Source organism: Corynebacterium atrinae (assembly GCF_030408455.1).
GTDB classification, from domain to species: Bacteria; Actinomycetota; Actinomycetes; order Mycobacteriales; family Mycobacteriaceae; genus Corynebacterium; species Corynebacterium atrinae.
In genome coordinates, this window is sequence record NZ_CP046977.1 from 1,190,673 (window position 1) to 1,204,714 (window position 14,042).

The window sequence follows — 14,042 nt, forward strand, 5'->3', positions numbered from 1 at the left end:
CTCAATCCACCTTAGCGAGGAATCGCTACCAACGGCGCTCCCACCAGACATCGAGGTGTGGGCGTTCCGCGCCGAGGGTAGTGGAGGCGCCGTGCCCCGGCTCGATAATCGCGTCATCCGGATAAACATCGAAGATCCGCTTGGTCACGTCATTGAAGAGGCGAACGAAGTCACTCTCCGAGGACGTCTTGCCCAAACCGCCCGGGAACAGGCTGTCTCCCACGAAAACATGAGTCTGACCTTCTACTTCCGCGGAGATGGCAACCCCACCCGGGGTGTGCCCGCGGAGAATGGAAACCGGGAGGCTATGCCCGGCAAATTCGATTGTGTCCCCGTGATTCAATTCGACGTCGACCGGTGCTGGCAGAGCCGGAGTGTCGAGGAAGGATGCGTAGTGGGTCGCGCCGGTTGCCTCGAGGACCTCGACGAGGGCCCGGTGGTGGTCGGCGTGACGGTGAGTTGTCAGCACTGCGGTGATGCGTGCTCCCGCCTCCTTGGCGAGGGCGAGCAGGGCAGGGGCTTCGTCTGCGGCGTCGATAAGCAATGCCTCATCACCGGCAATGAGGAGATAGCAGTTGTTATCCATCTCCGAAACGGACAGTTGTTGAAGGTTCAGCGGATTGTTCATGCCACCCAGAGTAGCGAGGAAGGTGTAGTCGTTGGTATGTTCGAGAGGTGCAAGCGGCCGTGGAAACAAACCCGGCCGCGAATTGTTGATGATGGCAGTTGATGGCATCAGGGCTATTAGGGCGAGAGAAGGGCGAGAAACAAAGTGGCAGACCGCCTCGTGGTGCGCGGAGCACGTGAACACAACCTCAAGGGTGTGGATGTTGACCTCCCCCGCGACAAGATGGTCGCTTTCACCGGCCTATCAGGGTCAGGCAAGTCGTCCTTGGCTTTTGACACCATTTTTGCCGAAGGGCAACGCCGCTACATGGAGTCCCTGAGCTCGTATGCGCGCATGTTCCTGGGCAAGATGGATAAGCCCGATGTCGACTTCATTGAAGGCCTATCGCCGGCGGTGTCGATCGATCAGAAATCGACCAACCGAAACCCGCGCTCGACGGTTGGCACCATCACCGAGATCTATGATTACCTGCGTCTGCTCTTCTCAAGGGCCGGTACCGCGCATTGTCCCGTATGTGACGCCGTGGTGCGTCGGCAGACCCCGCAACAAATCGTCGACCAGGTCCTCGAGATGGAGGAGGGCCTGCGATTCCAGGTCCTGGCCCCGGTTGTTCGCACACGCAAGGGCGAGTTCGTGGACCTCTTCGCCGACCTGGCGTCGCAGGGCTACTCCCGTGTTCGCGTCGACGGCGAGGTCTATCAGCTCTCTGATCCGCCGACACTGAAGAAGCAGATCAAACACGATATCGACGTCGTCGTGGACCGCCTGCAGGTCAAACCAAACCAGCGTCAGCGCCTCACCGATTCGGTGGAAACCGCACTCCAGCTTGCCGACGGGGTTGTGGTCTTAGAATTCGTCTCCCTCCCGGACGATGATCCCCAGCGCTTCGCCCGCTTCTCCGAGAAGCTGGCGTGCCCGAACGGCCACGTCCTTCACGTTGATGAGCTCGAACCGCGCGCCTTTTCCTTCAACTCGCCCTATGGTGCCTGCCCGGCGTGCGATGGCATTGGCACCCGCACTGAGGTGGACATCGACCTCATCATCCCGGACCCAGATGCCCCGGTGATCAATGCCATCCAGCCGTGGAATGCTAGCCCCAACCACACCTACTTTGAAAAACTCATTGAGGGCCTGGGGGTGGAGCTCGGATTCGACTCGGACACCCCCTACTCGGAGTTGACCAGCGTCCAACGTAAGGCCCTCGTGCACGGCTCCAGCGTCGTCGTTCCCGTCAAGTACAAGAACCGTTTTGGTCGGGTCCGCAGCTACTCACGCCCCTTCGAAGGCGTCATGGGCTACCTCAACCGCAAGATCGAACAGGTTGAATCAGAATGGTCCAAGGAGCGCTTCCTCGCATACACCCGCGAGGTCGCCTGCCCCACCTGCCACGGCGAACGCCTCAAGCCGGAAATCCTGGCGGTGCGCCTCGCCTCTGAAGCCCACGGGGAGAAGTCAATCGCCGGTTTGACGAGTCTCTCCATCCTGCATGCCCGGGAGTTCCTCGACTCACTGGTGCTGGGCAAGAAGGAAGAGATGATCGCCGGGGCGGTGCTGAAGGAAATTCAGGCCCGCCTGCAGTTCCTCCTCGACGTCGGCCTGTCCTATCTCACCCTCAGCCGTTCCGCCGGCACACTGTCCGGCGGCGAGGCCCAGCGCATTCGCTTGGCCACCCAGATCGGCTCTGGCCTGGCGGGCGTGCTCTACGTCCTTGACGAACCCTCAATTGGCCTGCATCAACGCGACAACCAGAAGCTCATTGCGACTTTGCAGCGCCTGCGCGACATCGGTAACACCCTTATCGTCGTCGAACACGATGAGGAAACCATCCGCGCCTCTGACTGGGTTGTCGATGTCGGTCCGCGCGCTGGTGAGTTCGGCGGTGAGATTGTCTACCAGGGCGACCCCGCCGGGCTATATGAAAGCGAAGAGTCCCTCACCGGCGCCTACCTCTCCGGACGCAAGGTGCTTGGCGTGCCCGATGAGCGTCGCTCTATCGACCCCGACCGAGAGTTGCGCATCGTCGGTGCCCGCGAAAACAACCTTCAAAACGTTGACGTTTCCATCCCGCTTGGCGTGTTGTGCTGCATCACCGGTGTGTCCGGCTCCGGAAAGTCCACCTTGGTCAACCAGATTCTGGCTAAGACGCTAGCAAACAAGTTGAACAAGGCCCGCCAGGTTCCGGGTCGGGCCAAGCGGGTCGAGGGCACCGAGCATTTGGACAAGCTCGTCCAGGTCGACCAGTCGCCCATCGGCCGCACTCCGCGCTCAAATGCCGCCACCTACACGGGAGTGTTTGACAAGGTCCGAAAGCTTTTCGCCGAAACGACCGAAGCGAAAGTGCGTGGCTACAAAGCGGGACGCTTCTCCTTCAACATCAAGGGCGGGCGCTGCGAAGCCTGCCAGGGTGACGGCACGTTGAAAATCGAGATGAACTTCCTGCCCGATGTCTACGTTCCGTGCGAAGTCTGCGGCGGCGCTCGCTACAACCGCGAAACCCTCGAAGTTACTTACAAGGGCAAGAACATCGCCGAGGTTCTCGATATGCCTATTTCCGAGGCAGCGGACTTCTTCGAGCCCATCGGCTCCATTCACCGCTACCTCAAGACGCTTGTCGACGTCGGCCTGGGATACGTCCGCCTCGGGCAATCCGCCACCACCCTGTCGGGTGGTGAGGCACAGCGAGTCAAGCTTGCAGCCGAGCTACAGAAACGCTCCAACGGCCGTACCGTGTATATCCTCGATGAACCGACGACAGGACTGCACTTCGAGGACATTCGCAAGCTCATGCTCGTCATCCAGGGCCTAGTAGACAAAGGCAACTCTGTCCTCGTCATCGAGCACAACCTCGATGTAATCAAGGCCGCAGACTGGATCATTGACATGGGGCCGGACGGCGGCTCCGGTGGAGGAACCGTCGTCGCCCAAGGCAGCCCTGAGGACGTTGCCAAGGTGCCCGGTTCCTACACCGGGCAGTTCTTGGCGGAGTTGCTCTAGTTGTCGCGTGGCTCCTCCGGCTGAACCGACGGCGTCGACAAGCTGGCGTAAGGGTTGGCCGTTGAACTGGTCGGTGCAGCCACTGGGATGTCGTTGGCCGGACCCTTGACAAGATCCTTGCGGCGCGCCCGCAGTGCAGCCATGGCCAGCAAGGCAACACCGCAGACGAGGAACGCCACGGCGCGCGGGAGACCTTCGAGGTTTCCGAGGTCGAAGAAGACGAGCTTGACCACTCCAGCGATCGCGAGCACCATTCCGGCACCGAGGGAAGCACGCTCGGAAATGCCCCGGGCAGCTAGCAGTATCCAGGCTGCCAGGATCATCCACAGGATCGATGTTCCGGCGTGGCCAACAAGGTAGCCGAGCCACATCCCCGTGGTGTTTCCAACTAGGGTTCCCACCCAAGTGGAAATCGTCACCAGCGCCACCATTGACAGGTGCAGTCCAGCAACGGCGAAGATGACCTGAGCTGGGATGGGGAGGACGGCCAGGGATCTGCGGAGCCGGATAGCCACGACTAGGAAGGCCACGATGAGGAGCGCCTGGATGAGGGCGCTGTTGTCCGTGAGCCACAGGGGAGTCTTGGACAGCACGTTGCGAGACAGATTCCACGTAACAATCAGCGCGGCGCCCAGCCAAAATGCCCAGGGCCAAATTCGGTTTTCATTGCGCATGGCCAGCCAAATGGTAGTGCCGATGGCGGCGATGAAGAACAAGGCCACGACGATCGTCGAGTCGAGTCGGGCACCGGAGCCAAGCGGAGGCGTGAACTCCCAGACAAAGACGAAGGCGACGGCCGTCGCAGCGAGAGCGATGGGGGCCAATTGAATTGCCATTTTGGAGGAGCGAGAGTAGCCAAGCGCCGCCAGCGCGGCGGTTGCCGGAATAAATAGCCAGATGGTCCAGGTACCTTCCGCCAGCTCAACCGAGACGAGCAGCAGTACCAAAGGCGCAATGATGCCGGTGACCATGTTCGTGGAATTGTCTTCGAGCGAGTCGAACATCGAGACACCGGCAAACACCAGTGCCGTGACGATCCCGACCAAGACGGTGAGAATCGTTGCTTCTGACCACACCGTCAAGGTGTAGCCGATTTGCACAATGACGGCGGTCGCGGCTGCGGCGAATCGAACCTCGTTCCAGGAGGTCTTCCAGGTGAGCGCGAGAAGAGTGAGCGGCACGATGACGATGGGCCAGCTGCCTGCGTCTTCGGAAGTGAAGAAGCTCATCACGAGGAAGACGGCGACGATACACATCGCGAAACCGACCATGCGCATCTTCCTAACCCGCGTCAGTGCGAGGTAGGCGATCCATACGGCCAGCACGACGGCGACTGCCAGCCAACGTGGCCACCAACCCAACAGCGAGAACAGTGAGTTAACCACGAGGGCCACCGTGATGAAGGAGGTCACCACCAAAGCACTCACGCCTGGGTTAACGGTGCCCTCCGCCGGACGCCGGCGATCCAACCACAGGCCAGCTCCAAGCAACAACACGGCCAGGAGCACGGACAGCAGGACCCGCCCAAGAGGACCGAGCAGTCCATTCTGAATGGCCAACGCTACCGCCAACCCCACGCCAGCGACCGTGATTAACGAACCCACGACCGCGACTACCCGGATGACCTTGGTCTCCAGCGACACGGGTGGTTTCGCAGGTTTCGCGGGCTTCCTAGGCTTCGCGGGCTTGGGCGGCCGCACCGGCTGATTCGCATAGGGAGAGGCCGACGCTGCAGGAACAGTTCGTGGCGCGGGGGAGAAGGGGCCTGCCTGCGCGGCGGCTGGCGGCTCGGCTATCGTCGCCATGGCGGGAACCGTGGCCTCGGAGGCGGCATGGGTTGGTGCGGAAACTTCTATCCGCTCCACCATTCCTTCCAGTCCCTTGCGAGTTTCTGTCAGGAGCTTTTCCGCTTTTTCCAGTCTGGACAGCGCTATGCGAAGATCCAGAGCAGAACGATGGTCGTTTTCCATGGCTAAAGACTAGGCCGTTAAGATTAGCCCCGCTACCATTAGTGAGCGTGGCGCCCGTCCGATATCAAACTGAGACCGTCCGAGGAGCAGTACATGGCCACTGGGCAATTCCCGTCTTCACCTGAGGATCCGGAGACCGCCGAGTTTGCTCCCCAAGCTGCCACCTCCGCCCCGCAGTATTTCCCGGAGTCTGCACCGGTGGCGCGGAATCGCTCGGGTCTGGCGATGGTCATCCTCGCCGCACTGGTGCTTGGCGCCGTCATCCTGGGGGTCTGGCTCTATTATGCTTTCCTGGCTCGGGACGAGGCTCCTGTTGCCGCGCCGCCGACGACGTCGACAGTGGTGTCCACCGCGGCACCCAGTTCCTCGCGCACCACGACGTCGCAGGCCCCCACGACGGTGACGTCGAGCGCCACCCCGACCTCCACGACATCCACTTCGTCGCCATCGACTGAGCCAGTCCTGTCTTTCACCTTGCCAGCGGGGGCCGAGCAGTGCGCTGCCAACGTCAATTGGCGGATCTTCCGCGCAAGCGATGCCACCAGTTGCGAGTTCGCTAAGAATGTCGCGATCGCCATGGCCGGCAACTCCGGCCAGCCCACGGAGCATCAGGTCAGGGTCACCAGCCCCGTCACGGGGCAGGCGTACCAGGTACGTTGCCTGCCGGAGGCGACCAATTCCTTCGTCTGCCAGGGCGGCGACAATGCGCTCATCGTCCTGGAAGAGCGGGCTATTCGGGACTAAATTGCTTATCGACGTCCGCGCCCCAGCGCGTCGATTTGATTATCACGGTCCCCGGTGGTTAAAGTAGTCCCCACTACCACCCGTAGCGCCTCTCCAGGGGCTCGGGTCACAAGCGGAGATCATCCCACCTCACGCCGCCGGTTCGCCGGTTGGATACAGGTCATTTGTAGAACGCCAGGAGCATTTGGTTCTGGCGTCATACTAGTGAGATCTCCCGCGTGCCATTTACGGCAGGCGGGTTTTTCTTATGGGACCTCCCCGCGAGTGGCACGGTATGGATTTACGAAACCCCTGCTATTTGAGGAGTCACACATCAGCGCTGAAGCTCGAATTAATGAGCGTATCCGAGTTCCCGAGGTCCGCCTTGTCGGCCCGGGCGGAGAACAGGTCGGCATTGTCCGCACGGACGATGCCCGGAAGCTCGCTTTCGATGCCGATCTCGACCTGGTCGAGGTCGCACCGAACGCTAAGCCGCCGGTCGCCAAGATCATGGACTACGGAAAGTTCAAGTACGAGCAGGCCCAAAAGGCCCGCGAGTCTCGCAAGAACCAGCAGCAGACTGTGGTCAAGGAGCAGAAGTTCCGACCGAAGATCGATGACCACGACTACGAGACGAAAAAGGGCAACGTGGTCCGCTTCCTGGAGAAGGGATCCAAAGTCAAGGTGACCATCATGTTCCGTGGCCGTGAGCAATCGCGTCCGGAGCTGGGTTACCGCCTTCTCGAGCGCCTCGCCGAGGACGTCAAGGATTACGGCGTCGTCGAGATGCGACCGAAGCAAGACGGCAGGAACATGACCATGGTTCTGGGCCCCTTGCGCAAGGGTAAGAAGTAGAAGACAACTAATCGGGATTTAAGGACTTAACTCTCATGAAGCAGAAGACCCACAAGGGCACCGCTAAGCGCGTGAAGATCACCGGCTCCGGCAAGCTTCGCCGCGAGCAGGCCGGCCGTCGCCACCTCCTCGAGGGCAAGCCGTCCCGTCGTACCCGTCGTCTGAAGGGTACCGAGGATGTCGCTCCGGCCGACACCAAGCGCATCAAGCGTCTCCTCGGCAAGGCCTAATAGGCCGCCTGTCCACCCCACAAATTCTCAGCACTGTAAGGAAGTATCACCGTGGCACGTGTCAAGCGGTCCGTAAACGCCAAGAAGAAGCGTCGCGCAATTCTCAAGTCCGCCAAGGGCTACCGCGGCCAGCGCTCCCGCCTTTACCGTAAGGCCAAGGAGCAGTGGCTGCACTCCATGACCTACGCTTACAACGATCGTCGTAAGCGTAAGTCTGAGTTCCGCAAGCTGTGGATCCAGCGCATCAACGCTGCTGCCCGCATGAACGACATCACTTACAACCGCCTCATCCACGGCCTCCGCCTGGCCGAGATCGAGGTCGACCGTAAGATCCTCGCCGAGCTGGCCGTCAGCGACTTCGCTGCCTTCTCCGCTCTCTGCGAGGCTGCAAAGGCTGCCCTGCCGGAGGACGTCAACGCTCCCAAGGCTGCCTAAGCGCCCCTTGTCTTCGTCATAAGCCCCTGTTCCTCGCTGGAACAGGGGTTTTGGCGTTCTCACGATCCCTCGGTGGCGCTCCCCAAAAGTGCAATTCGAGTTGACCAATACGAGCTGACGCGTCAATCGAGTGACGAAACCCGGGCACTCGATTGACGGGTGAAGTCATATCGCACTTTGCGCCGTCACCCTCGCCAAAACGTACTAACCATAATCCGTGGTGTCGGCGGGTGCTGTTAACATGCCCTTATTCACTCGTATTCTCCTTTGAATTAAGGACTCGCTTTCATGACACAGCCTTATCAGCACTACGACCAGGACGGTATGCCGATTGATCCGGCCGCCCACAACTACCACGCTTTTGCCCAGCCCCAGTATGCAGTCCCGGTTCAGCAGTACGGCTACCCGGCGTATGCACAGAAGTCGAAGATCGTGGCGGCACTCCTCGCGTTCTTCTTCGGCACCCTTGGTGTGCACAACTTCTACCTGGGTTACACCAACCGGGGAGTCATTCAGCTCGGGCTGACCATCCTTGGCTGGTTCACGGCGATCTTCTTGATCGGCTTCATCTTCATCATGGTGGTGGGAGTCTGGGCCTTCGTCGAGTTCATTCTCATCCTCGTCGGTGGTGGTCAGATGGCCTATGATTCTCACGGCGTTCCGTTGAGCTAGCGTTATTCGCATGCACCTTAACTTCGACGATCCCTTCACTGAGCGCACACCCCGCATTGTTAATGCGGCGAAGCTCCACCGTGCTGCCGCCCGCAAGAAGGCAGAAGCCTTCCTCGTGGAAGGGGAGAACGCCGTGGATGCTGCCGTAGCAACCGGGGCCGCCAAGGACCTTTTTGTCACCGAGCAGGCTGCCACGCGATTCCCCGAGATCGTCGCTACTGCGGGCCATATGGGCGTGTACGTTCACCCCATTACCGAGCGCGCGGCTAAGCACCTCTCCGACACGGTGACCACCACTGGCCTCTTCGCGCTGTGTGAGCCCGTCTTGTGGACCGTAGGCCGGGCGATTCAGGGTCGCCCGAGCCTGGTGTGCGTGCCGGTCGAGACCAACGATCCCGGTAATGCAGGAACCTTGGTCCGCGTGGCCGATGCAATGGGCGCCGATGCGGTCGTCTTTGCCGGTGAGACGGTCGACCCGCAGTCGAGCAAGGCTGCGCGCGCATCGGCAGGTTCCCTCTTTCATCTTCCCGTGGCCCGCAACGTGGGAGTCAAGGATGTATTGGGTCAGCTGCGCAAGGCTGGTCTGCAAATTTTGGCCACGGCTGCTGACGGCGAAGTTGATCTCGATGAGGCCGGAGATTTGCTCGAGAAGCCGACGGCGTGGCTATTCGGTAACGAGGCGCATGGCCTGGGGGAGGAGCTGCTCAACGCTGCGGACCACCGGGTGCGCATTCCTATCCGAGGGCGCGCTGAGTCGCTGAACTTGGCCACCGCCGCTTCCATCTGTCTTTATGAATCCGCCAAGGCACAGGCGCGCAAGGATTAGCTTCCGGTGACCATTTCTCCTGCCCGCCTCATCGTGCTTGCTGTCACCTGGGCCACCATTTGGTCCGGTGCTTTTGTCGCGATGAAGGTAGCCAGCGGTTCTGCTGGAGCGTTCGCAATCGTGGGCATTCGCTGCACGATTGCCGGTGTGCTCATGATAGCGGCGGCCTGGGGCGCACGAAGGGCCATGAACCGAAGTGGGCTGAGGGGAACGATCGTCGTCGGGGTGCTGAACAACCTCGGATACCTCGGACTCATGGCCAGTGCTATGCCATATGTGTCGGCGGGAATGGCCGCGATCATCACCGCACTCACACCGTTGGCGGTGCTCGTCATTTCTGCTTTGCGGGGTCGAGCCCTCATGATCACGCAGTGGATCGGCTGCGTCATCGGTTTTCTCGGCGTCGTCGGTTCGGCGTGGACCCGACTCGACAGTGGCGAGACCCAATGGCGGGGCATCTTCTTTGCGTTGGGAGCGGTGGCGTGTCTGGTGGCGGGCACCGTACTTACCCCGAAACTCGTTCCGCCCGGCAGCCCGTGGTTGTCCACCGGAATCCAAAGTCTGGCCGCGGGCATCCCTGCGCTCGGATTGTCTTTCCTTTTGGAAGAAGCCCCCACCTTCGACACCTCGTTCATCCTGGCCGAGGCCTACCTCATACTCGGGGCCTCCGTCCTGGGAATGACGATGTGGCTGCAACTCATCCGCCAGGCCGGGCCCGATCGCGCTGCCGTGGCCCATTTCCTCCCTCCGCTGATCAGTATCGCCCTGGGCGCTCTCATTCTTCGGGAGTCGGCCTCGCCGATTGCTTTGGCTATGTGCATTCCCGTGGCCATCGGAGTGGCACTCGCGACCCGGCGCCCGCGCAAGCCCCGTCAGCTGTAAATCCGGTCGGGCAGGTATGCTGTACGAGTCTCAAAATGAAGCGTCCAATGCAAGGAAAGGTTCGGGTAGCGTCACGTGTCTGACACACCGGGAATTGAACTGACCGAGGCGGGTCTCAACGCCGCCGCTGACCAGGCTGTCGCTGCTTTTGATGCTGCTTCGGATCTCGAGTCATTGGCCGCCGCCCGCCGTGATCATCTCGGCGATGACGCCCCGATTCCTCAGGCACGCCGCGCGCTCGGAAGTTTGCCGAAGGATCAGCGCAAGGACGCTGGTCGACTGGTGAATATGGCACGTGGCCGCGTCGAAAAGCACTTTGCCGACGTGGCTGAGCGGCTCGAAGCGCAGCACCGTGCGGAGCAGCTGGTGGCAGAGACCGTCGATGTGACGGTTCTTACCACCCGCCAGCAGGTGGGTGCCCTGCACCCGATCACGTCCTTGATGGAGTCGATCTCCGACATCTTCCTCGCCATGGGCTGGGAAATTGCCGACGGGCCCGAGGTCGAGGCCGAGTACTTCAACTTCGACGCGTTGAATTTCCTTCCAGATCACCCGGCCCGCACGCTGCAGGACACCTTCCATGTCTCCGTGGAGGGCTCCAAGCAGGTGCTGCGCACCCACACTTCGCCGGTTCAGGTCCGCACGCTGCTCGATCGCGATGTGCCGGTGTACATCGCGTGCCCCGGCCGCGTGTTCCGCACCGACGAGCTCGACGCGACGCACACGCCCGTCTTCCACCAGGTCGAGGGCTTGGCAGTGGATAAAGGGCTGACCATGGCTCACCTGCGCGGAACCCTGGACCACCTGGCCAAGACGCTGTTCGGGCCGGAGACTCGCACCCGCATGCGCACGAACTTCTTCCCCTTCACCGAACCCTCTGCCGAGGTGGACGTCTGGTTCCCCAATAAAAAGGGCGGCGCCGGCTGGATCGAGTGGGGCGGATGCGGCATGGTCAACCCGAATGTCCTGAGGGCCGTGGGTATCGATCCGGAGGTCTACACCGGATTTGCGTTCGGCATGGGGCTTGAGCGCACCCTGCAGTTCCGCAATGGCCTGTCTGATATGCGCGACATGGTGGAGGGCGACGTCCGCTTCACCCTGCCGTTCGGCATTGCCAAGTAGTCACCCCGGTTCGAGAAGAAAAAGAGGGAAATTCATATGCTTATCGCTCAGAACTGGGTGACCGGACTCCTCCGTCATGCCAACCCGGACTTCGCGGTGTCCAACGAGGAGCTGGACTCCGGCTTCGTCCGCGTCGGCTTCGAGACCGAGGGTTTCGCTCCCATCCCAGAGACGACTGGCCCGCTGGTCATCGGCGTGGTGAAGAACATTGAAGAGCTGACGCAGTTCAAAAAGCCCATCCGCTACTGCCTCGTCGATGTCGGCGACGCCAACGGCACGGGTGAGCTCCAGGGCATCGTCTGCGGTGCTCGCAACTTCGTCGAAGGCGACACCGTCGTCGTCGCGCTGCCCGGCTCCGAACTGCCCGGTGGATTCAAGATCGCTGCCCGCGAGACCTATGACCACATTTCCAACGGCATGATCTGCTCGGCCGCCGAGCTCGGTTTCACCGACAAGCAGAATCCCGGCATCATCACCCTTGATCCGTCCTATGGCGAGCCCGGTCAAGATGCCCGCGAAGCCCTCGGATTGAATGACACGGTCTTCGACGTCAACATCACCCCGGATCGCGGTTACGCGCTGTCCGCCCGTGGTCTTACTCGTGAGATCGCCTCGGCCTTCGATCTCACTTACACCGACGTCGCCCTGGAACCCGCTGTCGGCGGCTTCGAGCTTTCCGACGTCCCGGCTCCCGCCGGTCAGCTCATCGACATCGATGTCAATCCGGAGACCAAGACCATCCGCTTCGGCCTGCGCAAGGTCACCGGCATCGACCCGCAGGCGGTGTCGCCGTTCTGGCTGCAGCGCGAGCTCATGCTCTCCGGCCAGCGCCCAGTCAACGTCGCCACCGACGTCACCAACTACGTCATGTTGCTCCTCGGGCAGCCGATGCACGCCTTCGATGCCGCCGAGATCTCTGGCGGCCTGGTGGTGCGCAATGCGACGGCGGGGGAGAAGTTCGAGACCCTCGATCACGTCACGCGCACCCTCGATTCGGGCGATGTCGTCATCTGCGATGAAACCGGCATCCAGTCCCTGGCTGGCGTTATGGGCGGCACGCGTTCGGAGATTTCGGAACAGACCACCGATGTCTACTTCGAGGCCGCGACGTGGGACCCCATCACCGTCGCGCGCACCTCTCGCCGGCACAAGTTGTCGTCAGAAGCTTCTCGACGCTTCGAGCGGGGCGTCGACCCAGCCATCGTCGAGGTAGCCCTCGACATGGCGTGCGCCCTCCTCGTCGACATTGCCGGTGGCACCGTCGATGAGGGCCGCACTCTCATCGGTGAGGTTCCCGCACGTTCGGCCATCACCATGCGCGTGACCCACCCGTCCGAGCTTATCGGCGTGGACTACGACCGCGACACCGTTATCCGCCGCCTCGAAGAAGTTGGTTGCGCCGTTGAGGTCTCCGAATGCGGTGGCAAGCTCACCGTCACCCCGCCGACCTGGCGAACTGACTTCGCCTTGCCGGAGGATCTCATCGAAGAGATCATGCGGCTAGAGGGTCTGGAAGACATCCCGCTCGTCCTGCCGACTCCGGCCGGTGGCCGCGGTCTGACGCCTGCCCAGATCCGCCGTCGGGCCGTTGGCCACGCACTGGCCTACAACGGGTACGCCGAAATCTTGCCCAGCCCCTTCATTCCCAACGACACGTTCGATACCTGGGGCCTGCCTGCCGACGACGAGCGCCGCCAGGCAGTCTCAGTGCGAAACCCCCTGGAGGCCGACCGCGGAATCCTGGGCACCACGTTGCTGCCCTCGATGCTCGATTCCTTGGCTCGCAACGTCGCCCGCGGCCTCGGCGACGTAGCGCTCTTCGGCATCCAGCAGGTTTCCTTCGCTCGCGACGATGTGTCCCCGATGCCTTCGGTGAAGGAGCGTCCTTTCGACGAGGTGCTGCAAGAGTTGCGGGAATCTCTCCCGTACCAGCCGCTGCATGCCGCCACCGTCGGCACCGGCGACATCGAATTCGAGGGTCCCTGGGGCAAGGGACGCACATATTCCTACGCTGATGCAATCGAATCAGCCCGCGTCGTTGCCCGTGCCGCAGGAGTGGAACTCGACGTGGTCTCGGCCGACTCGCTGCCCTGGCACCCGGGGCGTTGTGCCGCCTTGGTAGTCGATGGCACCGTCGTCGGCCACGCCGGCGAGCTGCACCCCCAGGTCATCGAGGCTCTGGGCTTGCCGGCCCGCACTTGCGCCATGGAAATCGACGTCACCGCCCTGCCGCTGGAAGAGACCTTCCCGGCCCCAGTGTTGTCCTCCTTCCCGGCACTCCACCAGGACATCGCCCTCGTCGTCGATGAGTCAGTCCCCGCGGAGGATGTGCGCCGAGTGGTTGCGGAAGGCGCCGGAGACTTGCTGGAAAGCGTCGAGCTTTTCGACGTCTACCGTTCCCAGCACCTCGGCGAGGGCAAGAAGTCCCTGGCCTTCGCTCTGCTCTTCCGCGCCCAGGATCGTACCCTTACCGACGAGGAGGCCAATGAGCGTCGGCTCGCTGCAGCCGAACTGGCGAAGGAGCGCTTCGGCGCCGACATGCGCGCCTAACCTTTGCTCCTTAATGCGGGAGGCTATGGCCGGAGACACCCCACTACGGTGGGCGGCTCCGTCGCCGTTGCCTTCCGCATTCAGTTTGTTGAAGGCGAGGAGGTCGCCGTTTTACTCTTCGTCGTCTTCTGGGCCGACAACCAGGTCGTGAGCCC

12 protein-coding genes are annotated in these 14,042 nt (G+C 61.8%); 10 read left to right on the top strand and 2 right to left on the bottom strand.

Going from position 1 to position 14,042, the window contains the following annotated elements; genetic code table 11:
- Positions 1–25 precede the first annotated feature (25 nt).
- Complete coding sequence (locus CATRI_RS05925) at positions 26–628, bottom strand: MBL fold metallo-hydrolase (RefSeq protein ID WP_290220582.1); 603 nt, start codon at positions 626–628, stop codon at positions 26–28.
- A 144-nt stretch (positions 629–772) separates the two neighbouring features.
- Between CATRI_RS05925 and uvrA the strand changes: the two genes are divergently transcribed.
- On the top strand, positions 773–3,622 hold the full coding sequence (gene uvrA / locus CATRI_RS05930) for an excinuclease ABC subunit UvrA (protein ID WP_290220584.1): 2,850 nt from the start codon (positions 773–775) through the stop codon (positions 3,620–3,622).
- On the opposite strand, the gene CATRI_RS05935 is transcribed toward uvrA, so the two are convergent.
- Positions 3,619–5,592 carry a DUF2339 domain-containing protein gene (locus CATRI_RS05935; protein WP_290220586.1) on the bottom strand — a complete coding sequence of 658 codons (1,974 nt, stop codon included), beginning with the start codon at positions 5,590–5,592 and terminating at the stop codon, positions 3,619–3,621. The genes uvrA and CATRI_RS05935 overlap by 4 nt on opposite strands.
- A gap of 93 nt (positions 5,593–5,685) precedes the next feature.
- Between CATRI_RS05935 and CATRI_RS05940 the strand changes: the two genes are divergently transcribed.
- The 9 genes from CATRI_RS05940 (at position 5,686) to pheT (ending at position 13,887) form a co-directional block, all read left to right on the top strand.
- A complete protein-coding gene (locus tag CATRI_RS05940) occupies positions 5,686–6,336 on the top strand; it encodes a hypothetical protein (protein ID WP_290220587.1) in 651 nt (216 codons plus the stop codon).
- Between the two features lie 264 nt (positions 6,337–6,600).
- The gene (gene infC / locus CATRI_RS05945) at positions 6,601–7,170 is read left to right on the top strand and encodes a translation initiation factor IF-3 (RefSeq protein ID WP_290220589.1); all 570 of its coding nucleotides are present in this window, start codon (positions 6,601–6,603) and stop codon (positions 7,168–7,170) included.
- Positions 7,171–7,205: 35 nt separating this feature from the next.
- A complete protein-coding gene (rpmI, locus tag CATRI_RS05950) occupies positions 7,206–7,400 on the top strand; it encodes a 50S ribosomal protein L35 (protein ID WP_047252980.1) in 195 nt (64 codons plus the stop codon).
- A 51-nt stretch (positions 7,401–7,451) separates the two neighbouring features.
- Positions 7,452–7,835: a 50S ribosomal protein L20 gene (gene rplT / locus CATRI_RS05955; RefSeq protein ID WP_047252981.1), complete on the top strand. Its 384-nt coding sequence runs from the start codon at positions 7,452–7,454 to the stop codon at positions 7,833–7,835.
- A 288-nt stretch (positions 7,836–8,123) separates the two neighbouring features.
- Positions 8,124–8,507, top strand: a complete 384-nt coding sequence (locus CATRI_RS05960) for a TM2 domain-containing protein (protein WP_290220592.1) — start codon at positions 8,124–8,126, stop codon at positions 8,505–8,507.
- Positions 8,508–8,517: 10 nt separating this feature from the next.
- Entirely contained in the window at positions 8,518–9,333 is an 816-nt protein-coding gene (locus CATRI_RS05965) for a TrmH family RNA methyltransferase (protein ID WP_290220594.1), read from the top strand.
- Between the two features lie 6 nt (positions 9,334–9,339).
- Positions 9,340–10,215, top strand: a complete 876-nt coding sequence (locus CATRI_RS05970; protein WP_290220596.1) for a DMT family transporter — start codon at positions 9,340–9,342, stop codon at positions 10,213–10,215.
- 75 nt (positions 10,216–10,290) lie between these two features.
- A complete protein-coding gene (pheS, locus tag CATRI_RS05975; protein WP_290220599.1) occupies positions 10,291–11,337 on the top strand; it encodes a phenylalanine--tRNA ligase subunit alpha in 1,047 nt (348 codons plus the stop codon).
- Between the two features lie 36 nt (positions 11,338–11,373).
- Positions 11,374–13,887: a phenylalanine--tRNA ligase subunit beta gene (pheT, locus tag CATRI_RS05980; RefSeq protein ID WP_290220601.1), complete on the top strand. Its 2,514-nt coding sequence runs from the start codon at positions 11,374–11,376 to the stop codon at positions 13,885–13,887.
- The last annotated feature ends 155 nt before the right edge of the window (positions 13,888–14,042 follow it).